We start from the raw sequence: 22,739 nt of genomic DNA, 5'->3' as shown, positions 1-22,739 counted from the left end.
GCAGGGCGAGCAGGGCCCCGCCGGACCGCAGGGCGAGCAGGGCCCCGCCGGACCGCAGGGCGAGCAGGGCCCCGCCGGACCGCAGGGCGAGCAGGGCCCCGCCGGACCGGACCTCTATGCGTCTTTTGTTGCGTATATGCAGCAGTTTGCCAATGGATCCCCCATCTCCTTTACCCAGGCAGTGGCGGATCCCACCGGGCATATCTCCCAGCCCTCGGCCACCCAGGTGGCCTTGGCACCGGGCACCTATTTTGTCACCTACCATGTCTCTGCGGTCCTGGAGGCAGCCGGCTATCTCCAGATAACGCCATTTTATAATGGCGCCGCCTTTCTGGAGTACGGTGTCTACGACCGGGTGAGCAGTGCCAGTGTGAGCGTATCCGGCTCCGCCGCGTTTATCGCGGTCGTCCCGGCGCAGACTGTGCTCACCCTGAACTGCAACAGCAGTGCCGCTGTCCGGGATGGCGCCATGACCATGGTGATTATGGGGCTGCACACCGAAGAGAGCGGAGCTTGATCAAGGGAAAGCGGGGGCCGCGTGAAGGCGGCCCCCGCTTTCCCCGTTCGCTTTATCCCAGCGCCACATCCAGCACCATCATCACCAGAAACCCCAGCACAAATCCGCAGGTGCCCGCCCGGCTGTGGGCCTGAGGCACCAGCTCCTCCACCACCACATACAGCATGGCCCCGGCCGCAAAGCTCAGCAGCCAGGGCATCAGCGGCTCCACACCGGCCGCCGCCAGCACCACAAGGACGCCGAACACCGGCTCCACGGCGCCGGAGAGCATCCCTCCCGCAAAAGCCCGGGACCGGGACCAGCCCCCCTGCCGCAGGGGCAGGGCCACGGCGGCGCCCTCCGGAAAGTTCTGGATGCCGATGCCCATGGCCAGGGCCGCCGCGCCGGCAAGCCCCTCTCCGCCCGCCGCCAGGGCAAAGGCCAGCCCCACCGCCATGCCCTCCGGCACGTTATGTAGGGTGATGGCCGTCATCAGCAGGGTGGTCTGCCGCCAGGAAGCGTCCAGGCGGCCCCGGGAGCGCCGCAGGCGGGGCAGCAGACCGTCCAGCGCCGCCAGGAACACCACCCCCAGCAGCATCCCGCCCGCAGCGGGCAGCCAGGACGGCAGGGGCAGCGCCGCCGACCTGTTGATGGCCGGGAGCAGCAGGCTCCACACGGAGGCCGCCGTCATGACCCCGGCCGCAAAGCCCAGCAGAGCCTTTTGAAAGTGGGGCCGGGGCTCCCCGGCGAAAAAAAACACCATGGCCGCGCCCAGGGTGGTCATCAAAAACGTGAAGCCTGTGCCCAGGGCCGCCCAGCCAAGAGACTGCAGCATAGCACCAACGCCTTTTCTCTGATTCGGGCGGAACACCGCCCGTATGCCAGTATAGGCGGCAGGACTTCCCTGTGTGACAGGGCTTGCGTCCGGGCTGGATGTGTGCTATCATAAAAATAACAGGAAAAACTCATATAAGTTCGCTGTCATGGCGCGAACGTCTCTACGGAGCCGCCGAAGGCTCTGCTATGGGTGTCTGTTGGGAGAGGTGCAGCCTCTGCCGGCAGGCGCTTCTTTTCTGCCCAAAACACTGAAACGGAAAAAGGAGATCTGCCATGTCACTGACGATCATCAAAGGGACCATTCTGTCCGCCCCCGCCCTGGGACAGCTGGAGGCCGTACCGGGCGGGTATCTGGTGGCCGTGGACGGCGCCATTCAGGGCATCTACCCGGTGCTGCCGGAGCAGTACGCCGGCGCCCCGGCGGAGGATTTTGGGGACGCGCTGATCCTCCAGTCCTTCGCGGACCTGCACCTTCACGCGCCCCAGTATCCCATGCTGGGCATGGGCATGGACCTGCCCCTGCTGGACTGGCTGAATGCCTACGCCTTCCCCACGGAGGCCCGGTTCGCCGACACCGGCTACGCCCGGGAGATCTACCGCCGCCTGGCCCGGGAGCTGATCGAAAACGGCACCACCCGGGTGTGCATGTTCTCCTCCCTCCACACGGACGCCACGCTGATCCTGATGGAGGAGCTGGAGAAGGCGGGCGTCACCGGCTACGTGGGCAAGGTGAACATGGACCGGAACGCCGCCCCCGGCGTGCTGGAGGAGACCACAGAGGAATCCATGCGGGAGACGCTCCGCTGGCTGGAGGCGAGCCGGGATTTCCGCCTGGTGAAGCCCATGCTGACGCCCCGGTTCACCCCCTCCTGCACCGACGAGCTGATGGCGTTTCTGGGCAGGCTGGCAGCGGAGCGGGATCTGCCCGTCCAGTCCCACCTGTCGGAAAACCAGGCGGAGATGGCCTGGGTGCGCCAGCTCCACCCGGACTGCCAGCAATACTGGGAGACCTATGCCAAATACGGCCTGTGGAATGACCGCACCGTCATGGCCCACTGTGTCTGGTCCGACGGGCGGGAGCGGCGGGCCATGGGGGACGCCGGCGTGACGGCGGTCCACTGCGCCGACTCCAATCAGAACATCTGCTCCGGCGTGGCGCCGGTGCGGGCCATGCTGAACGAGGGCGTAAAGGTGGCCCTGGGCAGCGACATCGCCGGTGGGGACCACCTGCACATGTTCGATGTGGTGGCCGCCTCCATCCGGGCCTCCAAGGCCCGGCGGGTGCTGGACAACTGGGAGACGGACTTGCTCACCGTGCCGGAGGGGTGGTATCTGGGCACCTCCGCCGGGGCGGCGTACTTTGGAGAGCGGCCGGGCTTTGCCCCGGGCAACCGCCTCCACGCCCTGGTCCTGGCGGACGACCAGCTGCCTCAGCCCCACCCCCTGACGCCCCAGGAGCGTCTGGAGCGGGCGGTGTATCTGCGGCAGAACGGCGCCATCCGGGCGGTCTGGAGCGAGGGGCGGAAGGTGTTCTCCGCGGAGAATTGAGGAAAGAGCGGGATGCGTCCCGCGCTTTCCTTGTTCCCGGGCGGTTGCTGACCGCCCCTGCATCCCCGCCGCAGGAGCTGGCCATAAATAAAGATGCGGCACATCCGCCTGGATGCGCCGCATCTTTTTGTCGTTGTCACGCCCCGGCAAACTGCCCCGGGTCCCGCAGGGCGTCTGCCGTCTCCTGGGATACTTCCGCAGAGAATGTCAGCAAGCCTCCCAGGCCTTCTATGTTGATGGCGTCTCCCACGCCCTCCAGGGTGTCGGACAGGACCTCCGTGGTGACGGCATTGCTGTCGGAGCGCACCTGGGTGCGGAACACTTCCAGATATTCCCGCTCCGCGTCCGGGTCCTCCCCGGCGTGGAGGGTGGTCTCCTGCCAGTAGACATAGGTGTAGAGGGGATCTCCCTCCGCGCTCCCGTGGTCTGCGCTCTCTCCGCCGGCCTCGTTGATGAGGGCGTCGATCTCCGCCACGGCTGTGTCGTCCGTAACGGTGTACAGCTCTTGGCCGTCCGCGTCCAGGATCTGGTAGTAGTGGTCCTTTTCCGGCTCTGCGGCGGGCTCGTCTGCTGTCTGCCCGCCGCAGGCGGTCAGCAGCAGCGTCAGGGCCAGGGCGCAGAGAATCCAGCACTTTTTCATACATGCCTCCTGTAATTTTTCCATGGGCCTTCGGGCAGATGTCACCGCAGACGCAGCTCCTCCAAATAGGTCTGGTCCGCCTGGGTCATATTCTGGCACCGGGCGGAGATGTGCAGGGCCGCGGGCGTGTCGCCGCCGGCGCTGCGGAATACAAAGGATATCTCCAGGTCCCACTCACCCGGTGTCAGGGGAATGGTCTCCTGCACGTCGGTGTCCGCCTCCAGCTCCGCTCCCGTGGCCGCATATTCATAGACCGCCTCACCCTCCGGAGAGATCAGGCGGACCTCCACCCGGCTCTCGCCGGAGATCAGGCCCTCTTCTTCCAGGGGGAGCAAGTGGTTGAATTGGATCTCCAGGTCCAGGGTGTCCTCGCCGGACACCTGGAAGGGCCAGTGACCGCCGGTGACGGTGGGCCGGGCCTCCTCTTCAAAGGTGTGGTCCAGGCGGAATACATAGCCCGCCTGGATGCCGTTCAGCAGCTCCTCCCGGGTGCTGTAATACTCGTACAGAGACTCTGTGTCCTCTGCCGGGGCGGCGTCCTCCGCCGGGTCCGTCGTCTCCGGGGATGCCGCATCCCCATCGGGGGCAGTCTCGTCCCAGATGGCCTCGCCGTCGATCACCAGTGATCCGTCCTCGCCGGTGCGGACCTCCGCGTCCCCCAGGGGGACGCTGCAGGCCGCCAGGGACAATGTCATCCAACCCGCCAGGGCGAGGGCGCCCAGGCGCTTTTTCAAATCGCTCAAAGAAGTTCCCTCTTTCTCTCTCAAAACAGCTGCACCACGCCGTAGGTGAGCACCGTGACGATGGCTCCGGCGATCACCACGCCCAGAAAAATAGCCGGCACCGCGTGGCGCATGCGGATGTCCAGCAGGGCTGCCACCAGGGCGCCGGTCCAGGCGCCGGTGCCCGGCAGGGGGATGGCCACCAGGATGATGAGCCCCGGCAGGCGGTACTTCCGCACCACCCGGCCCTTCAGGTGGGCCCGGCGCTCCAGCCAGGCGATCTTGGGGCCGAAGAGGCGGGTGCCCCGCAGCCAGTCGAAGATCCGGCGGATCAGCAGCAGGATAAAGGGCACCGGCACCATGTTGCCCAGGACGGACACCACGCAGGCCACGGCCGGGGAGAGCCCCGCCGCCACCCCCACGGGAATGGCGCCCCGGAGCTCCAGCACCGGCACCATGGCGGTGCCGAAGGTCAGCAGGATCGCTTGCATCAGGTTTTCCTCTACGGGCATGGCGGCCTCCCTCAAAATTTCCGGGGCCGCGGGATCGCTCCCGCGGCCCGCCGGAAGCGTATGGTCCAGTTTACTCCAGATTCAGACGCTTTTTCAAGGTGATTGTGGTAACAATATAGAACACTGCGCCGTAAAGCACCGTCAGGACGATCATTCCCAGCATGGCAACGTGCATGGCCGCCACACCGGTGAAGTGGAAGTCCATCGATGCCAGCAGACGCTGGACCACCCCGTTATCCAGGCTGATCAGCAGAATGCCGCTGGCCATCTGCATCACGAACTGGAACACGAAGAAGAACACCACGGACATGGCCATCTTGTGGTTGGCAAAGCTGTGGCCCACCGCCAGGGCGGCATAGAACTGCAGGGAGAAGCTCATGCAGGCCGCCAGCATCAGCACCATGAATTCCATCAGGAACGCCGTGCCGTTGACAGCGTAGTAAGCGTTCAGCTGCTGGAACAGCTTGGGGAAAATGCCGGCCAGGTCCGTCAGGAAGCTCACGTTGAAGGCAGCCACAAACGCGGACAGGATCACCACCACGCCGGTGGCGATGAACCACACGGCGGAGACGATCAGCTTGCTCCACACATGCTGGTGGACGGAGGCGGGCAGGGTGAACATGATGTAGCCCTCGTCCCCCAGCAGATTCTTGTAGAACCGCTGGAGCATCAGGATGAACGCCACAATGAACACGCCGATGATGGCCGCCACATAGGCCAGGATCACCAGAGCTGCCAGGATGTTCAGAACGACATTGCTGGTGTCCATCAGCCGGGCGGAGAAATTGAAGCCCAGGGCCACCGCCAGCAAAACCAGATACAGGGGGCCCATGATGCGGGCCGTGGCACGGAACTCGTGCTTCAAGAGTTTCGTCAGCATTTGAACACCTCCCGGAACAGGGCGTCCACGCTCATGCCCTTCTCCTCCCGGATCTCATCCACGGAGGACTGGAGCACCACCTGGCCCTGATTGATGAAAATGACCTCGTCCAGCACCTTCTCCACATCTGCGATCAGGTGGGTGGAGATGATGACCGCCGCCTCGGGGTTGTAATTGGTGATGATGGTGGAGAGGATGTAGTCCCGGGTGGCCGGGTCCACGCCGCCGATGGGCTCATCCAGCAGATACAGCTTCGCCGCACGGCTCATGACCATAATGAGCTGCACCTTCTCCCGGTTGCCCTTGGACATCTGCTTGATCCGCTGGGTCAGGCGGATGTTCAGATGCTGGAGCATCTCCTCCGCCGCCTTCCGGTTGAAGTCCCGATAAAAGTCGCCGTAGAAGTCCAGCAGCTGCTTCACGGACATCCAGGTGGGGATGCAGGTCCGCTCCGGCAGGTAGCTGACACAGGCGTGGCTCTCCTTCCCGGGGACCATATCGCACACCAGCACCTCCCCCTCGCTGGGGGTCAGCAGGCCGTTGGCCAGCTTGATGAGGGTGGTCTTGCCGCTGCCGTTGGGACCCAGCAGGCCCACGATCCGGCCCGGCTCGATGGTCAGATTCACATGGGTCAGCGCCGGGGCGCTGCCGTAGTGCTTCGTCAGATCTTTACACTCCAGAACTGCCATTGTCTTCTCCTCCCTTGCTCTCTTCCTGCCGCAGCAGCGTCAGGATCTCCTCCCGGTCATAGCCCAGATGGGTCATGGCCTCCAGGAACGCCTGGATGTGGCGCTCCGCCAAGCTTCTCTTTGCCGATGCGATCATGGCCTGATCCTCCGTTACAAATCTACCCGTGGTCCGCTGGCTGTAGACCAGCCCGTCCCGCTCCAGCTCCGTCAGAGCCCGCTGCATGGTGTTGGGGTTCACCCCGGCCTCCGTGGCCAGGTCCCGCACGGAGGGCAGCCGCTCTCCGGGCGGAAACGCGCCTGTGACGATGCCCACCTTGATCTGTGCGATCAGCTGGGAGTAAATCGGCGCGTCATTGGAAAACTGCCACTTCACATAAGCACCTCCCATTTTTGTTTTATTGTACTAAGCAATTAATACAATAACACATCTTAGCCGTTTGTCAAGGGGGTTTGAGAAATTTTTTTGAGCGGCCCTTGGGCGCAAAAAGTGCCGCAGCGGCAAACCGCTGCGGCGCAAAGGATTCATGGACTATTCCGATTTGCCCGATGGGCTTCTCCGGTCATACCGGCGGCCCAGGATGAGGATGGCCAGGCCAACGATGGTCACCAGCAAGCAGACAACCGTCCCCCAAAGGCCCGCCCACAGAATATTCGCATGTGCCTGCGGCCGCTCCGACAAGAGCACCAGCAGCACATAAGTAATCCGATACAACAGGCCGTGCGCCAAATATAGAAGCGGCCAGGGCAGCACAAATCCCGTTCCCAGCAGTCCCACCAGCACCGGGAGCCAGCCCAGGTGATTCCAGCGGAAGTTTCCCGCCATTCTCCGGCCCCGGATGGCAAGGACAGCGCCCGCCGCCGTAATCAGAGCCGCCGGTACGACATTTAAAAGGAGCGGGTCCATCAGCACCAGGCACCACTCCTCCGGCGTGAGGCTGTTCAGGGCTCCCACGCTTCGGGCGTACCTCGCCAAATCCACGCTCTCCCGCAGCAGCCGCACACCGCCCCAGGCCGCCAGGACCCAGGCCAGCAGATAGCCCTTGTTCCGGTACCACTGCTTGATCCGTCCCCACAGGCCCGCCGGGGTCTGGGCCCTGGCTGTCTCCGGTTCCTCCCGTTCCTCCAACAATAAGTAGTCCGTGGACACGCCGAACTGGCGGCTGATGCGGACCAGCTTCTCCGCCTCCGGCATGGCCTCGCTCCGCTCCCACTTGCTGACCGCCTGGCGGCTCACGTCCAGCAGCTCGGCAAGCTGGTCCTGGCTCAATCCCGCCTGGGCCCGGAGCCTCTGCAGCTTCTCTCCAAAGGTCATGGTGCTCCCCTCCCCTGCCGTTCTCACACGTTCAGGATACCAGACGCCGCCGTCCGGCGCCAGCAACCGGACCTGGAAGTTCCGCTACCACAGGTAGCGGCGGGCATTTCAGCGGTATCTTTTCTCCAGGATCTCCACCACGTCCGCCAGGGCGCCGTCCAGCGCATGGGAGACGACGGTGGCGCCGCTGTCCCGGACGGCGGGGATGCAGTTGGCCGGGGCGAAGCCCTCCGCCGCCAGGCGCAGCATGGGCAGGTCATTGGCCTCGTCCCCCACGCAGTAGACGTGGTCCAGCCCGATGCCCAGGTACTCCGCCAGGCGGCGGACCATGCCGCCCTTGTTGGCACCGTGGGCGGTCATCTCCAGCAGGTTTTGGCCGGAGAAGATCAGCTCGTAGTCGCCGCCCCAGCCCTGGGCCAGCAGAAAGTCCCGGATCTGCTCCAGCACGTCGTGGGACGCCTCGAACAGCAGCTTCCCCAAAGGCAGGGGCACGTCCAGCAGAGAGGGCGCCTCCGTCACCGCCACCTTGGTCAGGTGCTCGTGGTGCCGGGTGATGGCATTGGGATGTACCGCATGGATCACGTTGCCGATGTGATACGCCTCCACCGCCACCTCCGGGAACCGGTCCAGCACCAGCTGGCCCCGCTGGCGGGCGTTCTCGTCCAGCAGGGCGCTGACCAGGTACTCCTGCTTGGCAAAGTCGTACAGGGCCGCGCCGTTGCAGATGACGCCGGGGGCGTTCATGGGCACCAGAGGGGCATACTTCTCAAAGGCCGCCAGGGCCCGGCCGGTAGAGATGGCGAACCGGCCGCCCTCCGCCATGAAATATGTCAGCGCCTGCCGGTTCCGCTCCGGCAGGGGCGGGATGGGCTCCCCCCGCAGCAGGGCATCCTCCGTGTAGATCAGGGTGTTGTCAAAGTCGCTGGCCAGCAGCACGCCGTCAAATCTTCCCATGGGCGTCTCCTCCTTGTTCTTTCGGAAAAAGGGGGAGAGGCGCTGCCTCTCCCCCGGTCGTTTATTCGCTCTTGGGGGCAGAGCCGCCCTCGCCGCCGTTCTTGTTCCGCCGGCGGCCGCCCCGGTGATGGGGCCTGCGGCGGCGCTTGGTCTCTCCCTCTCCGCCGGGGGCGGCGGACTGCCCCTCTGCCGGCTTCGGCTGGGTGGGCTTGCTCTCCTGCCTGGGGGGACGGGGCTTGGACTCCTTCTGCTCCGGCCGCTTGGCCTCTGCCTTGGACTGCTCGGCCCCCTCACCGCTTTTGCCGCCTCTTCGGCGGCCGCCCCGGTGCCGGCGGCGGGGCTTGCTCTCGCCGCTGCCGGGGGCGCCGATCTTCTCCCGGGTGGGTGCATCCTCCAGCCGGGCATCCATATAGAACGGCGTGGTGAGGGTCGGGGTCTCCAGGCCCTCTTCCTCATCCCGTTCCTCCACATAGCGGGCCGGCCGCTCCGGAATGGTGATGCCCTCCCGGCTGCCCTTGCCGTTGCGCAGGATGCAGATCTCACAGTTGTGATAGCACTTCAGCGGCTCCGGCGCGCTGTCCAGGCTGACCTTCACCGTCTCCCGCAGCAGATCCACGCTCTTCACGTTGCCGGGGCCGTCCGGCGTCTGGACGAAGGACTCCACCTTGGGCATCCGCTTGGAGGCGTCCTCATAGACGTTCTGCTCGTATTTCAGGCAGCACATCAGCCGCCCGCAGGTGCCGGAGATCTTGGCGGGGTTCAGGCTGAGGTTCTGGGTCTTGGCCATTTTGATGGACACCGGCAGGAAGCCGTCCAGGAACTGGGAGCAGCAGAAGGGCCGGCCGCAGATGCCCAGGCCGCCGATCATCTTGGCCTCGTCCCGCACGCCGATCTGCCGCAGCTCGATCCGGGCCCGGAACACGCCGGCCAGGTCCCGCACCAGCTCCCGGAAATCCACCCGGCCGTCGGCGGTGAAGTAAAAGACGATCTTGCTGCCGTCAAAGCTGGCGGAGACGTTCACCAGCTTCATCTCCAGGCCGTGGGCGGCGATCTTCTTCTCGCAGATGTCGAAGGCCTCGCTCTCCCGCTTCTTGTTCTGCTCCACGGTGCGGCGGTCACTGTCCGTGGCCAGGCGCAGCATGGGGCTCAGGGTCTTGACGATGGCGGAGTCCTCCACCTCGTGGTTCCCCTCCGTGCACGTGGCGAACTCCGGCCCCTGAGCCGTCTCCACGATCACCTGGTCCCCCATCTTCACCTGATGGCCGCAGGGATCGAAATAGTAATTCTTACATCCGCCCCGAAAGCGGACACTGATGACTTCTGTCAAAGGATACCCTCCAATTCCACCGCGAGAGCGCCCAGCACATGGCCTGTCCCCACATTGTAGGTGCACTCACCGCGATACTTCTGTAACAGTTCTATTGTGCGCATGATTTGGGTTTTTGTCAAGTTTTTCGCAAGGATCGGGGCAGTCTCCCGGCAGTCCTCCACCGGTTTTCCGCCGTATTGCAGCAGCAGCGCCGCCGCGCACAGGGCCCGGCCCCGCTCCAGCAGGGCGGCCAGGTCCTCCCGGGTGATGCGCTTTTTCTCCAGCCGCACCGCCAGCTCCGCCACCTTTCCCCGCTTCCGCTCCGCCAGACAGCGGCACAGAGCCTCCGCCGCCTGGATCTCTTCCCCGCCGCCTTCCTCCGCCGGGTGCAGCTTCAGCTCCACGCAGCGGGACCGCAGGGTCTGGAGCACCACAGCGGCATTTTCCGCGCAGAAGAGAAACGCCGCGTAGGGCGGCCCCTCCTCCACCACCTTCAGCAGCACGTTCTGATCCTGCTCTGTCAAAAGGGCGCAGTCCGGGAACACGTAGACCTTCCGGGCCCCCTCGTTGGGGCGGATGTAGGCGTCCGCCCGGATGGCGCGCACCACGTCCACCGCGATGTTCTTGTGGTCCGGGTCCTGAACGGTGATCACATCCGGGTGGATGCCCGACAGCACCTTCCGGCAGGCGGGACAGACGCCGCAGGGCCGCTCCCCCTCCCCGGCGCACTCCAGGGCTGCTGCGGCAAAGCGGGCAGCGGCGGCCCGGTCTCCGCTGCCGGTGAACAGCAGCGCGTGGGACAGGGTGCCGCGGGTGGCGGCCTCCCGGATTCGAATGGCGGCGGGATCGTCGGCCCGCAGGCCCAGTGGGGTCATGGCGCTCTCTCCTTTTTACGCACAAGGCGAATTGCTTTTTATTTTACCACAGGACCGTCCGAAAAGGAAGCACGTATGGATTTTCTTCGTTGCGCAACCGTTAATTGTTGGGATTGCACAAAGCTTTGTGAAAACATTCCAGGTTTTATGGAATTTCTTAGTGTTTTTATGTATTGTTTTCCAAAAAAATTCCAAATATAATAGAGAGGTATCGACCAAAATGCATTTCATGTATCCTCGGGCCGGAGACCTCCGACTCGATCTACGGTAAGAAAGAGAGGTTTTGACTACATGAGCAAAAAATACGTCTACTTGTTCAGCGAAGGCAACGCCAACATGCGCGAGCTGCTGGGCGGCAAGGGCGCCAACCTGGCCGAGATGACCAACATCGGCCTGCCGGTGCCCCAGGGCTTCACCATCACCACCGAGGCCTGCACCCAGTACTACGAGGATGGCCGCCAGATCAATGAGGAGATCCAGGCCGAGATCATGGAGTACGTGGCCAAGCTGGAGGGGATCACCGGCAAGAAGTTCGGTGACATCGAGAACCCCCTGCTGGTCTCTGTCCGCTCCGGCGCCCGGGCCTCCATGCCCGGCATGATGGATACCATCCTGAACCTGGGCCTGAACGAGGACGTGGTGGACGTGCTGGCCAAGAAGTCCGGCAACCCCCGCTGGGCCTGGGACTGCTATCGCCGCTTCATCCAGATGTACTCCGACGTGGTCATGGAAGTGGGCAAGAAGTACTTCGAGCAGCTCATCGACCAGATGAAGGAAGCCCGCGGCGTCACCCAGGACGTGGAGCTGACCGCCGAGGACCTGAAGGAGCTGGCCGGCCAGTTCAAGGCCGAGTACAAGGCCAAGATCGGCTCCGACTTCCCCTCCGATCCCGTGGAGCAGCTGATGGGCGCCATCAAGGCCGTGTTCCGCTCCTGGGACAACCCCCGCGCCAATGTGTACCGCCGGGACAACGACATCCCCTACTCCTGGGGCACCGCCGTCAACGTCCAGTCCATGGCCTTCGGCAACATGGGCGATGACTGCGGCACCGGCGTGGCCTTTACCCGCAACCCCGCCACCGGCGAGAAGAAGCTGTTCGGTGAGTTCCTGACCAACGCCCAGGGCGAGGACGTGGTGGCCGGCATCCGGACTCCCATGCCCATCAGCGAGATGGCGGAGAAGTTCCCCGAGGCCTTCGCTCAGTTTGAGAACGTCTGCAAGACTCTGGAGGACCACTACCGGGATATGCAGGACATGGAGTTCACCGTGGAGCACGGCAAGCTCTACATGCTGCAGACCCGCAACGGCAAGCGCACCCCCGCCGCCGCCCTGAAGATCGCCTGCGATCTGGTGGACGAGGGCATGATCGACGAAAAGCGGGCCGTGGCCATGATCGAGCCCCGCACCCTGGACACGCTGCTGCATCCCCAGTTTGACGGTGAGGTGCTGAAGAAGACCCCCGTCATCGGCAACGCTCTGGCCGCCTCTCCCGGCGCCGCCTGCGGCAAGGTCGTCTTCTCCGCTGAGGACGCCAAGGCCTGGGCCGAGCGGGGCGAGAAGGTGGTCCTGGTCCGGCTGGAGACCTCTCCCGAGGACATCGAGGGCATGAAGGCCGCCCAGGGCATCCTGACCGTCCGCGGCGGCATGACCTCCCACGCGGCCGTGGTGGCCCGCGGCATGGGCAAGTGCTGCGTCTCCGGCTGCGGCGCCATCAAGATGGACGAGGAGAACAAGCAGTTCGAGCTTGCCGGCAAGACCTTCCACGAGGGCGACTGGCTCTCCATCGACGGCTCCACCGGCAAGATCTACGACGGCGCCATCCCCACGGTGGACGCCTCCATCGGCGGTGAGTTCGGCCGGGTCATGGGCTGGGCTGACCAGTACCGCCGTCTGAAGGTCCGCACCAATGCGGATACCCCCCACGATGCCGCCCAGGCCCGGAAGTTCGGCGCCGAGGGCATCGGCCTGTGCCGGACCGAGCACATGTTCTTCAACGAGGACCGCATCCCCGCCATCCGCCGGATGATCTGCTCCGACACCGTGGAGCAGCGGGAGGCCGCTCTGGCCGTGCTGGAGCCCATGCAGCAGTCCGACTTCGAGGGCATCTACGAGGCCATGGAAGGCCTGCCGGTCACCATCCGCTTCCTGGATCCCCCGCTGCACGAGTTCGTGCCCACCGACGAAGCCGACATCGAGCAGCTGGCCAAGGATATGGGCAAGACCGTCTCTGAGATCAAGGCCATCATCGCCGGCCTCCATGAGTTCAACCCCATGATGGGCCACCGGGGCTGCCGTCTGGACGTCACCTATCCGGAGATCGCCGTGATGCAGACCCGCGCCATCATCAAGGCCGCTCTGAACGTCCAGGCCCGCCATCCCGAGTGGACCATGGTGCCTGAGATCATGATCCCCCTGGTGGGCGAGGCCAAGGAGCTGTCCTATGTGAAGAAGATCGTGGTGGAGACCGCCGACGCCATCATCAAGGAGGCGGGCTCTAACATGAAGTACCTGGTGGGCACCATGATCGAGATCCCCCGGGCCGCCCTCACTGCGGACGAGGTCGCCAAGCAGGCCGACTTCTTCTCCTTCGGCACCAATGACCTGACCCAGATGACCTTCGGCTTCAGCCGCGACGACGCCGGTAAGTTCCTGGACGCCTACTACGACAAGAAGATCTACGAGAACGATCCCTTTGCCAAGCTGGACCAGACCGGCGTGGGCAAGCTGGTGGATATGGCCTGCAAGCTGGGCCGTTCCGTCAACCCCGACCTGCATCTGGGCGTGTGCGGCGAGCACGGCGGCGACCCCTCCAGCGTGGAGTTCTTCCATCGGACGGGTCTGGATTACGTGTCCTGCTCTCCCTTCCGGGTGCCCATCGCCCGGCTGGCTGCCGCCCAGGCCGCCATCAAGGACGCGCAGTAAGAGACACTTCCAAGCCCCATATTCCAGAAAAACGCCGCCCCGGCTCAATGAGCCGGGGCGGCGCTTTTTTGCTCTCACTTCCGTGTTTCAGGCGCGGCGCTTTTCGGATGCGGGCCCTTCAGCGTCTCCCGCCGTCTGTCCGTCCGCGCCGGGTCCTGAACGCCAGGACTGCGCAGGAGACGATGGAGAATGCCACCAGATCCTCTGCCAGGGGCGGGAGCCAGATATGCGCATCCGTGAGCGCCATCCTTCCCAGATCGGAATTGATGTAAAGAAACAGCGCACAGCCCAGAACACCCGGGACGGACAGGCAGATAAACTGCCTCTTGCCGCTGCGGGCCAATACCCCGCACACGGCACCGAGGAGAACGAACACGAGCTCCGCGGCCAAAAACAGACGCACGGAGCCGTTCTGCAGTCCGTACCGCAGGACATCCAGGCCGCTGTTCAGGAAAAGCTGTATCATGGCAATCCCTCTTGTTTCGCCTCTCTGCGTCCGGGCTGCGGCGGCCAGCCTGTTCCGGCCGCCGCGCCGCCCTTACTTCGCCGTGGGCATGAAGGGCCGCAGGACCCCTGCCACCTGGGAGATGGGCATGGTCTGGAGATAGATGTGGCCCGGCCCGGTGATGACGGTGTTGAAGATGCCCTCGCCGCCGAACACCATGTTCTTCACTCCCGGCACCGCCTGGATCTCCATGGAGCAGGTGGCGTCCATGGCCGCCAGGTATCCGGTGTCCACCACCAGGGACTCGCCCGGATCCAGGTCGTACTCCACGATGTGGCCGTCGAACTCCGCAAAGGCGATGCCGCTGCCGGAGAGCTTCTGCATGATGAAGCCCTCGCCGCCGAAGAAGCCGGATCCCAGCTTCTTCTGAAGGAATACGGACAGCTGGACGCCTGCCTCGCTGGCCAGGAAGCCGCTCTTCTGGACGATCAGCTCCCGTCCCGGGCCGATCTGGAACGCCCGGATGCTGCCCGGGAAGCTGGAGGCGAATGCGATCAGTCCCTGGCCGCCCTGGGCGGTATAGCGGTTCTGGAAAATGGAGTCGCCGGAGAGCATCCGGCCGAAGGCCTTTCCCAAACCGCCGTTGGTGCTGGTCTCCATCTTCATGTTGGGGGTCATCCAGCTCATGCTGCCCCGCTCGGTGATCATGGTCTCGCCGGGCTCCAGCTGGCAGATCACCACCGGCAGCGGCGTGCCCTCGATCTGATATTCCATGGTGTGCTCCTTTCTCTTCTCGGCCCGGGGCCGGTTTTCTCCATTGTAACCGGGGCCGCTGTGCCGTGTCAATCCAAACCGGGCGGCTTTCCAGATCCTTACAGAGATTTTACAGCCCCGGCATCCGTTTGGGTGCCGGGGCTGTGCTCCGCTCAGTATTCCACTTCGCCGGTGTACACCAGTCTGGCGTCGCCGGTGAGCGTGACTTTTTCGTCGGTGTAATTCACCACCAAGTCACCGCCGCGGACCCGGACCGTGATGTCCCGGCCCTTTTCGCACTGTCCGGCAGCCACCGCGGCCACCACCGCCGCGCAGGCGCCGGTGCCGCAGGCCATGGTCTCGCCGCTGCCCCGCTCCCAGACCCGCATCTTGATGGTGCTGGGGTTCACCACCCGGATGAACTCCGTGTTGATCCGGTCCGGGAAGTAGGGCGCGTGCTCGAAGAGGGGGCCGACGGTCCCCACGTCCACGCCGTCCACCCGGGGACAGAACACCACGCAGTGGGGGTTGCCCATGTCCACGCAGGTGATGTTCCAGGACTGGCCGCCGATCTCCACCGGGTAGTCCACCACCTGCCGCTCCGGGATGTTCAGATGGAGAGCCGTGGTGTCCAGGGCGGCGTAGCCCATGTCCACGCAGGCGGAGGTCACCTTGCCGTCGGTGGTGTACACCCGGACGGTCTTGGTGCCCTTGTCCGTCTCGATGGTCATCTCCTCTTTGCGGACGATGTGATTGTCGTAGAGGTACTTGGCCATGCACCGCAGGGCATTGCCGGCCATGGAGCCCTCGGACCCGTCGGCATTGAACATCCGCATCCGGGCGTCCGCCTTCCGGGACCGCTCCATAAGGATGATGCCGTCAGCCCCGATGCCGTAGTGCCGGTCGCAGAGGGTGACGCACAATGACTCCGGACAGGTGATCTCCCCGTCGAAATCCTCCAGGAAGATGTAGTCGTTGCCGCAGGTCTGCATCTTGGCGAAGGGCAGCTTCTGCCGCTCCGTCCGCAGGTGGCAGATGTCGATGAGCTCCGTGTTCCCCTGGTTGTACCGGCTGGCCAGGATATCCGTCAGGGCGCCGGCGGTGTCCAGCGAGGTCAGGCAGGGGATGCCCAGCTGGACGCACCGGTGGTTCAGGTGGATGAAGTCCCGGATATACTCCGGCTCCGTGGAGCCGGTGAGGATGACATAGTCGATCTTTCCGGCCTCCAGCAGCTGGAACACCCGGTTGTCCCGGCCCAGCTTGCCCACCACCTCCACATCGGTGCCCAGGCGCCCGATCTCCCGGGCGGTGCCGTCGGTGGCGTAGAGGCGGAAGCCCATCTCGTCCAGCTTCCGGGCGATGTCGACGATCTCCGGCTGGTCCCGGCGGTTCACGGAGATCAGGACCCCCGCGTGCTGGCTCTTCTCCACCTTGTATCCGGCGGAGACCAGGCCCTTGAACAGGGCCTCCTGCATGTCCTTGCCCAGGCCAAGCACCTCGCCGGTGGACTTCATCTCCGGGGACAGGGCGGCGTTGGCGTCGGTGATCTTCTCGAAGGAGAACACAGGCACCTTCACCGCCACATAGGGGGGCCGGCGGTACAGCCCGGTGCCGTAGCCCAGGGCCTTCAGGGGCTGGCCCACCATGACCCGGGTGGCCAGGTCCACCATGGGCACGCCGGTGACCTTGGAGATGTAGGGCACTGTCCGGCTGGCCCGGGGGTTCACCTCGATGACGTACAGCTCCCCCTGGTAGATCAGGTACTGGATGTTGATAAGGCCCCGGGTCCCCAGAGACAGGGCCAGCTTCTCCGAGCAGTCGATGATGGTCTTGAGCATCTTGTCGCCGATGGAGAAGGGCGGATAGACGGCGATGGAGTCGCCGGAGTGGACGCCGGTGCGCTCGATGTGCTGCATGACGCCGGGGATCAGCACGTCCGTGCCGTCGGAGATGACATCCACCTCCAGCTCCTTGCCCATGAGATACTGGTCCACCAGGACCGGGTTCTCGATCTTGCCGGAGAGGATGATCTCCATATACCGGCGGACCTCCTCGTCGTTATGGGCGATGACCATGTTCTGGCCGCCGATGACGTAAGAAGGCCGCAGCAGCACGGGATAGCCCAGCTCGTTGGCCGCCGCCAGGGCCTCGTCCATGCCCAGCACGCCCCGGCCGGCAGCCCGCTTGATGGAAAACCGCTCCAGCAGCTCGTCGAACCGCTCCCGGTCCTCTGCCATGTCGATGGACTCGGCGCTGGTGCCCAGAATAGGGATGCCGCGGCTGTCCAGGAACTTCGTCAGCTTGATGGCGGTCTGGCCGCCGAAGGCCACCACCACCCCCACCGGCTTCTCCACGGCGATGATGTGCATGACGTCCTCCGGGTACAGGGGCTCGAAGTACAGCCGGTCGGCGGTGTCGTAGTCGGTGGAGACGGTCTCCGGGTTGTTGTTGACAATCACCACGTCATAGCCCAGCTCCTTCAGCGTCCAGACGCAGTGGACGGAGGAGTAGTCGAACTCAATGCCCTGGCCGATGCGGATGGGGCCGGAGCCCAGCACCATGATGACGGGCTTGCCGCTGCGGGGGAAGGCCCGGGACTCGCAGAAGCGGTCATAGGTGGAGTAGAAATACGGCGTCTCCGCGTCGAACTCCGCGCCGCAGGTGTCCACCATCTTGTAGACGGCGTCCCGGTGCTCCGGCAGCGCCTCGCCGCCGGAGAGGCGGCGCAGTGCCTCGTCGGGATAGCCCAGCCGCTTGCCCTCCCGGTACTGCTCTTCCGTCAGGCCGCCGGCGATGGATGTTTCATATTCCGCCAGCTTCCGCAGCTTGCAGAGGAACCAGCGGTCGATCTTGGTGATGTCATGGATCTCCTCCACCGTGACGCCGGACTTCAGCGCCTCGAACACCGTGAAGAGCCGGTGGTCGTCCACCCGGCGGAGCCGCTCCCGGATGGGGGCATCGTCCCCGTGGTCCGGCTTCCGGTTCAGGGTGTCCATGCCGATCTCCGCCCCCCGGACGGCCTTCAGAAGCGCCATCTCGAAGCTGGGGGCGATGGCCATGACCTCGCCGGTGGCCTTCATCTGGGTGCCCAGGGTCCGGCTGGCATCGGCGAACTTGTCAAAGGGCCACTTGGGCATCTTCACCACGATGTAGTCCAGGGTGGGCTCAAAGCAGGCGCAGGTCTTGCCGGTGATGTCGTTTTTGATCTCGTCCAGGGTGTAGCCCAGGGCGATCTTGGTGGTGATCTTGGCGATGGGGTAGCCGGTGGCCTTGGAGGCCAGGGCCGAGGAGCGGGACACACGGGGGTTCACCTCGATGACCGCATACTCGAAGCTCTCCGGGTTCAGGGCCAGCTGCACGTTGCACCCGCCCACGATCCCCAGGTGGGTGATGATGTCCAGAGACGCCTTGCGGAGCATCTGGAACTCCTTGTCCGCCAGGGTCTGGGTGGGCGCCACCACGATGGAGTCGCCGGTGTGGACGCCCACCGGGTCCAAGTTCTCCATGGAGCAGACGGCGATGACGTTGCCCACGCTGTCCCGCATGGTCTCGAACTCGATCTCCTTCCAGCCGAAGATGGCCTTCTCCACCAGGATCTGGGTGATGGGAGAGGCGTCCAGGCCGGTGCCTGCAATGATCTTCAGCTCCTCGGGGTCCTTGGCCGCGCCGCCGCCGGCGCCGCCCAGGGTGAAGGCGGGCCGCACGATGACGGGATAGCCGATCCGCTCCGCCACCGCCAGGGCCTGGTCCACGGTCTCCGCGATGTCGGAGGCGATGACCGGCTGGCCGATCTCCGCCATGGCCTCCTTGAAGAGCTCCCGGTCCTCCGCCCGGGAGATGGCCGCCGCGTCGGTGCCCAGCAGGCGGACGCCCTGCTGTTGGAGAAAGCCCTCCTTATCCAGCTGCATGGCCAGGGTCAGGCCCGTCTGGCCCCCCAGGCCCGCCAGGATGGAGTCGGGCCGCTCCTTTTTGATGATGCGCTTGATGGTCTCTACCGTCAGGGGCTCCAGGTAGATCTCGTCCGCCATGGCCTGGTCCGTCATGATGGTGGCGGGGTTGGAGTTGCAGAGGACCACATTGACGCCGGCGTCCTTCAGCACCCGGCAGGCCTGGGCGCCGGCGTAGTCGAACTCCGCCGCCTGGCCGATGACGATGGGGCCGGAGCCGATGACCAGCACCTTTTGAATGCGCTTATCCAGCGGCATTACCGGTCACCCCCTTTCATCAGGTCTACAAATTGGTCGAACAGGAACGAGGTGTCCTTGGGGCCGGTGCAGGCCTCCGGGTGGAACTGGACCGTGAAGGCCCGCAGGTCCGGGTAGTCGATGCCCTCGCAGGTGCCGTCGTTGGCGTTGATAAAGCGGACTTTGCCTGCCGGCAGGCTGTCGCCGTCCACGGCGTAGCCGTGGTTCTGGCTGGTGATGTAGGTGCGCACACCGTTCAGGTCCCGCACCGGCTGGTTGACGCCCCGGTGGCCGTATTTCAGCTTGTAGGTGCTGCCCCCCACCGCCAGGGCCGTCAGCTGGTGGCCCAGGCAGATGCCGAACAGGGGCACTTTGCCCAGCAGCTTTTTGATCTGCTCGATCTGGTAGGTGTTCTCCGCCGGGTCCCCGGGGCCGTTGGAGAGCATGACGCCGTCGGGGTTTGATGCCAGCACCTCCTCCGCGCCGGCAGAAGCCGGCAGGACGGTGACGGTACAGCCCCGCTTCTGCAGCTCCCGGACGATGTTGCGCTTAGCGCCGTAGTCCAGCAGGCTGACCCGGAACCGCTCCTCCCCCACCGCCGGGTGGACGGAGGGCTCCTTGCAGGTGACCGCCTCCACCACGCCGGTGACGGCGTAGGTCCTCACCGGCGTCAGGTCTGCCGGGACTTCCTCACAGATGGCCGCGTTCATGACGCCGTGCTCCCGGATGATGCGGGTCAGCTCCCGGGTGTCCACGCCCCAGAGCCCCGGCACGCCCTGTGCCTTCAAAAAAGCGTCCAGGTCTCCCTGGCAGCGGAAATTGGATGGCTCTTCACACCACTCCCGCACCACGTAGCCCCGGACGCAACACGCGCCTTCAAAATCCTCCGGAATGATCCCGTAATTGCCGATCAGCGGATAGGTCTGCATCACGATCTGCCCCGCATAGCTGGGATCCGTCAATGTCTCGATATAGCCGCACATGCCGGTGGTGAACACCAGCTCGCCCACGGCGTCCGCCGGACCTCCGAACCGGAAGCCCTCAAACACCTGGCCGTCCTGCAATACCAGATATCCCTTCTTCATGTCATTCCTCCCACTCCGGCATAGGGCCGGAAAATCCCTATTGGATGTTATTATGAGGTTTTTTGCCGAAGCCGTCAATCCTTATCCCGTTCAGCCGCGGTAGACTTTTCCAGGGATATAGGTACTACTTTTTGTGCATTTTCGCAAAGGTCGCCCTATTTGCTGCAAAATGCAAAAAAATCCGCCATTTTTCGTTGCCGCGGGACCTGCCTTCTTTTATAATAGGAGCATCACAACCAGCAGGGAGGCGCCGCCTGTGGCAAAGCACCTGGACAAGTTCAGCCGTCCTTTTCAGAACAGCCCCATTCCCTTTGTGCTGGCAGAGGCACTGACCAACGGCACCGGCGACATCGTGGATCTGGTCTGCCGTTTTTTGAATCCGGCCGCGGCAGCTCTGCTGCAGCTGGCGCCGGAGGAGGTCCAGGACCGGCGGCTGTCCCAATTCGCGCCCCTGCCGGCGGCGGGGGTCCTTGCGCCGGTGCAGGCAGTGGCATTCTCCGGGTCCTCTGCCTCCTTCCCCTATGTCACTGCGGCAGGGCAAGCTCTGTCCGTCACCTGCTATCAGGTGATGTACGGCATCGTGGCGCTCCTTCTGGATCCTCAGGGGTCCGCTGAGTCTGCCCAGGGGGAGCCGTCCCTGCCGGATGCGCTTCCCTGCGCCTCGCTGGAGCTGAGCCGGGAGGGCCTGCGCTGCAGGGCCTGCAACCGCCAGCTGTGCCAGCTGAGCGGCAGGAGTCAGAAAGTCCTGCTGGAGCAGCGGGGGAGCCGTTTTTCCGCCCTTGTGGAGCCTGCGGACTGGCCCGCCCTGCTGCAGGAGCTGCTGGATGCGGCCCGGGAGCGCCGGACAGCCGACCAGGACTTCCGCCTGCTTCGGGCAGACGGAAGTCCGGTCTGGGTGAGTCTGCGGGCAGAGGTCGTCTCCTCCCGCAGGGGCATCACGGTTTTCCGGGCCGTTTTGTGGGACATCGACCGGCTCCGCCGGGAGGGGCTGGCGCTGCGGAAGGCCCTCTCCCAGCAGGAGGCTGCCGGACGGATGCTGGACCAGATGCCCGTGGGGCTGTGTCTGCTGCGGTCGCAGCCCGGCCGCGCGTTGACCGTCCTGCGGATGAATCGGGAGTTCTCCCGTCTGCTGGAGCTGTCCCCGGACCAGCTGGAGCAGCGCCTGCAGGCAGATCCAAGCAGCTTCCTTCCGCCTGCAGACCGGGAAGAACTGCTGTCTGCGGCTGTCCGCGCCCGGGCGGGTCGATCTCCGCTCCGCCGGGTCTGCCGTGTGCTCTCCGGTTCCGGACAGGAACGGTTTTTCTCTCTTCACATCGCCTGGGAACCCCAGGCGGACGGAAGCTCCATGGTCTCCATTGCCTGTGTGGACGCCTCGCAGGACGCCGCCGACCAAGCGGAGCACCGGGCCCGGGCCCAGATGTGCGACCTGCTGCTGGAGCACACCTCCCTGCTGACTCTGGACTATGACCCCGTGCAGGACCTGGCGCAGATCCAGCGGCACAGCCCCAGCGGCCGCAGGACCAGCCGCACCGTCTCCGGCTACCTGAAGAGCCTCTCCACCGCAGCCTATCTCCACCCGGAGGACCGGCGGCGGCTGGCCGGTGCGATCCGCCGGGCGCTGACCCATCCCGGAACGATCTCCAGCTCCTACCGCGCGGACTATGAGGGTACCGGCTGGCGGCGGTATCGCGTCTCCTGGATGAGCCTGTTCGATGAACAGGGGGACATCCGCCGCCTCCTGGGCAAGGCGGAGGATGTCACCAGCCTGCAGGCGGCGGCAGAGCATTTCCGCCAGCTTGCGTCGCAGCACCGGAAACAGGCCCGGACCTGCCTGGCTGCCGCCCGACTGGATCTGACTGCTGACCAGACGCTGGACGCCAGGGCCGCTTCCCGCAGCCTGCTGCGCGCCCTGTTTGACCGCACGGCCGGCGCCTGTCTCCAGCAGATGGCCGCCGCCCTGCCGGATCCGGAGGAGCAGCAGCGGTTTGCGGCGCTGTTTTCTCCGGAGGCCCTGTGCAGTGCTTTTGCCGCCGGCACTTTCCAGCTCTCCCTGGAACACCGGGTGGAAGCTGGAAAGTACGGGATCCTTCCAGTCCAGACCTCCGCTGAGCTGGCGGAAAATCCCGACACCCTGCATCTGGAGGCGTTCTTTCAGCTGCGGGACCGGAGCGCGCACCATCTGCGCTCCGCCCTGCTGGACGCGCTGGCCAGCCAGGATTACGCCCTGGTGCTGACGGCGGACATCGCCGCCGGCGTCTGCCGTGCCTGGGGCACTGCGGCTGAGCGTCTGCCGGAGAACACCACCTTCCGGTCTCTGGCCGCCTGGTATCTCCGGCAGCTGCCGCCCACTTCGGAGCGGGCCGCTCTGCGGAAGGCCCTTACCCTGGCGCAGATCCTGACCCGTTTGGAGACCGCACCCACAGCGGAATTGGAACTGCCCGCTCCAGAGGGCGGCACTTATCGCCTGCGGTGTTCCCTGCTGGAAGAGATGCCCGGTGTGCTGCTGGTGACCTGCCGGCAGGTCCCATCTGACGGAACGCCGGCGCCCCAGGCGTAAAAAGCCCCGCCGCAGACAT

General features: G+C 65.0%; 17 protein-coding genes, 2 pseudogenes and 1 riboswitch. Of the genes and pseudogenes, 4 read left to right on the top strand and 15 right to left on the bottom strand.

Annotated features, from left to right (window positions below; all coding sequences use genetic code 11):
• Nucleotides 1-517: pseudogene (locus H9X91_RS11700) on the top strand (collagen-like protein); the annotation flags it as partial.
• Nucleotides 518-569: 52 nt separating this feature from the next.
• Here the strand turns inward: H9X91_RS11700 and H9X91_RS11695 are convergent.
• Nucleotides 570-1,331, bottom strand: a complete 762-nt coding sequence (locus H9X91_RS11695; RefSeq protein ID WP_204805266.1) for a ZIP family metal transporter — start codon at nucleotides 1,329-1,331, stop codon at nucleotides 570-572.
• 110 nt (nucleotides 1,332-1,441) lie between these two features.
• A riboswitch (purine riboswitch) is annotated at nucleotides 1,442-1,540 on the top strand.
• A 66-nt stretch (nucleotides 1,541-1,606) separates the two neighbouring features.
• Between H9X91_RS11695 and H9X91_RS11690 the strand changes: the two genes are divergently transcribed.
• Nucleotides 1,607-2,881 carry an amidohydrolase family protein gene (locus tag H9X91_RS11690; protein WP_204805265.1) on the top strand — a complete coding sequence of 425 codons (1,275 nt, stop codon included), beginning with the start codon at nucleotides 1,607-1,609 and terminating at the stop codon, nucleotides 2,879-2,881.
• A 136-nt stretch (nucleotides 2,882-3,017) separates the two neighbouring features.
• On the opposite strand, the gene H9X91_RS11685 is transcribed toward H9X91_RS11690, so the two are convergent.
• The 10 genes and pseudogenes from H9X91_RS11685 to H9X91_RS11640 all read right to left on the bottom strand — a co-directional run bounded on the left by H9X91_RS11685 (nucleotide 3,018) and on the right by H9X91_RS11640 (nucleotide 10,774).
• Nucleotides 3,018-3,521 (bottom strand): hypothetical protein, encoded by a 504-nt coding sequence (locus H9X91_RS11685; protein ID WP_204805264.1) that lies wholly within the window; start codon nucleotides 3,519-3,521, stop codon nucleotides 3,018-3,020.
• A gap of 41 nt (nucleotides 3,522-3,562) precedes the next feature.
• Complete coding sequence (locus H9X91_RS11680; RefSeq protein WP_204805263.1) at nucleotides 3,563-4,264, bottom strand: hypothetical protein; 702 nt, start codon at nucleotides 4,262-4,264, stop codon at nucleotides 3,563-3,565.
• Nucleotides 4,265-4,284: 20 nt separating this feature from the next.
• On the bottom strand, nucleotides 4,285-4,755 hold the full coding sequence (locus H9X91_RS11675; RefSeq protein ID WP_204805262.1) for a COG2426 family protein: 471 nt from the start codon (nucleotides 4,753-4,755) through the stop codon (nucleotides 4,285-4,287).
• Nucleotides 4,756-4,825: 70 nt separating this feature from the next.
• A complete protein-coding gene (locus H9X91_RS11670; RefSeq protein WP_204805261.1) occupies nucleotides 4,826-5,635 on the bottom strand; it encodes a hypothetical protein in 810 nt (269 codons plus the stop codon).
• Nucleotides 5,629-6,324, bottom strand: a complete 696-nt coding sequence (locus H9X91_RS11665; protein WP_204805260.1) for an ABC transporter ATP-binding protein — start codon at nucleotides 6,322-6,324, stop codon at nucleotides 5,629-5,631. The genes H9X91_RS11670 and H9X91_RS11665 overlap by 7 nt, the downstream gene beginning before the upstream one ends.
• Nucleotides 6,305-6,697: a GntR family transcriptional regulator gene (locus H9X91_RS11660; protein WP_338111980.1), complete on the bottom strand. Its 393-nt coding sequence runs from the start codon at nucleotides 6,695-6,697 to the stop codon at nucleotides 6,305-6,307. Before H9X91_RS11660 ends, H9X91_RS11665 begins: the two co-directional genes overlap by 20 nt.
• A gap of 156 nt (nucleotides 6,698-6,853) precedes the next feature.
• Nucleotides 6,854-7,636 (bottom strand): helix-turn-helix domain-containing protein, encoded by a 783-nt coding sequence (locus H9X91_RS11655; protein ID WP_204805256.1) that lies wholly within the window; start codon nucleotides 7,634-7,636, stop codon nucleotides 6,854-6,856.
• A 108-nt stretch (nucleotides 7,637-7,744) separates the two neighbouring features.
• Entirely contained in the window at nucleotides 7,745-8,590 is an 846-nt protein-coding gene (locus H9X91_RS11650) for an HAD-IIB family hydrolase (protein ID WP_204805255.1), read from the bottom strand.
• Between the two features lie 439 nt (nucleotides 8,591-9,029).
• A pseudogene (locus H9X91_RS11645) lies at nucleotides 9,030-9,917 on the bottom strand (PSP1 domain-containing protein); the annotation flags it as partial.
• Nucleotides 9,914-10,774: a DNA polymerase III subunit delta' gene (locus tag H9X91_RS11640; protein WP_204805251.1), complete on the bottom strand. Its 861-nt coding sequence runs from the start codon at nucleotides 10,772-10,774 to the stop codon at nucleotides 9,914-9,916. The pseudogene H9X91_RS11645 and the gene H9X91_RS11640, both read right to left, overlap by 4 nt.
• Nucleotides 10,775-11,065: 291 nt before the next feature.
• Between H9X91_RS11640 and ppdK the strand changes: the two genes are divergently transcribed.
• Entirely contained in the window at nucleotides 11,066-13,696 is a 2,631-nt protein-coding gene (gene ppdK, locus H9X91_RS11635; RefSeq protein ID WP_204805249.1) for a pyruvate, phosphate dikinase, read from the top strand.
• A gap of 118 nt (nucleotides 13,697-13,814) precedes the next feature.
• On the opposite strand, the gene H9X91_RS11630 is transcribed toward ppdK, so the two are convergent.
• From H9X91_RS11630 to H9X91_RS11615, 4 genes are all read right to left on the bottom strand, one after another.
• On the bottom strand, nucleotides 13,815-14,162 hold the full coding sequence (locus H9X91_RS11630) for a hypothetical protein (protein WP_204805248.1): 348 nt from the start codon (nucleotides 14,160-14,162) through the stop codon (nucleotides 13,815-13,817).
• 72 nt (nucleotides 14,163-14,234) lie between these two features.
• Complete coding sequence (locus H9X91_RS11625; RefSeq protein ID WP_204805247.1) at nucleotides 14,235-14,915, bottom strand: TIGR00266 family protein; 681 nt, start codon at nucleotides 14,913-14,915, stop codon at nucleotides 14,235-14,237.
• A gap of 152 nt (nucleotides 14,916-15,067) precedes the next feature.
• Complete coding sequence (gene carB / locus H9X91_RS11620; RefSeq protein WP_204805246.1) at nucleotides 15,068-19,099, bottom strand: carbamoyl-phosphate synthase large subunit; 4,032 nt, start codon at nucleotides 19,097-19,099, stop codon at nucleotides 15,068-15,070.
• Nucleotides 19,099-20,163: a carbamoyl phosphate synthase small subunit gene (locus H9X91_RS11615; protein ID WP_204805245.1), complete on the bottom strand. Its 1,065-nt coding sequence runs from the start codon at nucleotides 20,161-20,163 to the stop codon at nucleotides 19,099-19,101. The genes carB and H9X91_RS11615 overlap by 1 nt, the downstream gene beginning before the upstream one ends.
• Before the next feature lie 256 nt (nucleotides 20,164-20,419).
• Between H9X91_RS11615 and H9X91_RS11610 the strand changes: the two genes are divergently transcribed.
• Entirely contained in the window at nucleotides 20,420-22,720 is a 2,301-nt protein-coding gene (locus H9X91_RS11610) for a PAS domain-containing protein (RefSeq protein ID WP_204805244.1), read from the top strand.
• Nucleotides 22,721-22,739: the final 19 nt, after the last annotated feature.

The sequence above is a fragment of the Oscillibacter valericigenes genome (assembly GCF_016902445.1).
GTDB lineage: Bacteria > Bacillota > Clostridia > Oscillospirales > Oscillospiraceae > Oscillibacter > Oscillibacter avistercoris.
Note: the sequence above shows the minus strand (reverse complement) of the source record. Positions and strands in the feature narration are given on the sequence as shown.

What these genes read in the sequence shown, in the direction of transcription:
- carB (WP_204805246.1), bottom strand. Translation starts at nt 19,099, where the DNA reads ATGCCGCTGGATAAGCGCATTCAAAAGGTGCTGGTCATCGGCTCCGGC.
- H9X91_RS11615 (WP_204805245.1), bottom strand. Translation starts at nt 20,163, where the DNA reads ATGAAGAAGGGATATCTGGTATTGCAGGACGGCCAGGTGTTTGAGGGC.
- H9X91_RS11650 (WP_204805255.1), bottom strand. Translation starts at nt 8,590, where the DNA reads ATGGGAAGATTTGACGGCGTGCTGCTGGCCAGCGACTTTGACAACACC.
- H9X91_RS11690 (WP_204805265.1), top strand. Translation starts at nt 1,607, where the DNA reads ATGTCACTGACGATCATCAAAGGGACCATTCTGTCCGCCCCCGCCCTG.
- H9X91_RS11640 (WP_204805251.1), bottom strand. Translation starts at nt 10,774, where the DNA reads ATGACCCCACTGGGCCTGCGGGCCGACGATCCCGCCGCCATTCGAATC.
- H9X91_RS11695 (WP_204805266.1), bottom strand. Translation starts at nt 1,331, where the DNA reads ATGCTGCAGTCTCTTGGCTGGGCGGCCCTGGGCACAGGCTTCACGTTT.
- ppdK (WP_204805249.1), top strand. Translation starts at nt 11,066, where the DNA reads ATGAGCAAAAAATACGTCTACTTGTTCAGCGAAGGCAACGCCAACATG.
- H9X91_RS11625 (WP_204805247.1), bottom strand. Translation starts at nt 14,915, where the DNA reads ATGGAATATCAGATCGAGGGCACGCCGCTGCCGGTGGTGATCTGCCAG.
- H9X91_RS11655 (WP_204805256.1), bottom strand. Translation starts at nt 7,636, where the DNA reads ATGACCTTTGGAGAGAAGCTGCAGAGGCTCCGGGCCCAGGCGGGATTG.
- H9X91_RS11665 (WP_204805260.1), bottom strand. Translation starts at nt 6,324, where the DNA reads ATGGCAGTTCTGGAGTGTAAAGATCTGACGAAGCACTACGGCAGCGCC.
- H9X91_RS11630 (WP_204805248.1), bottom strand. Translation starts at nt 14,162, where the DNA reads ATGATACAGCTTTTCCTGAACAGCGGCCTGGATGTCCTGCGGTACGGA.
- H9X91_RS11675 (WP_204805262.1), bottom strand. Translation starts at nt 4,755, where the DNA reads ATGCCCGTAGAGGAAAACCTGATGCAAGCGATCCTGCTGACCTTCGGC.
- H9X91_RS11685 (WP_204805264.1), bottom strand. Translation starts at nt 3,521, where the DNA reads ATGAAAAAGTGCTGGATTCTCTGCGCCCTGGCCCTGACGCTGCTGCTG.
- H9X91_RS11670 (WP_204805261.1), bottom strand. Translation starts at nt 5,635, where the DNA reads ATGCTGACGAAACTCTTGAAGCACGAGTTCCGTGCCACGGCCCGCATC.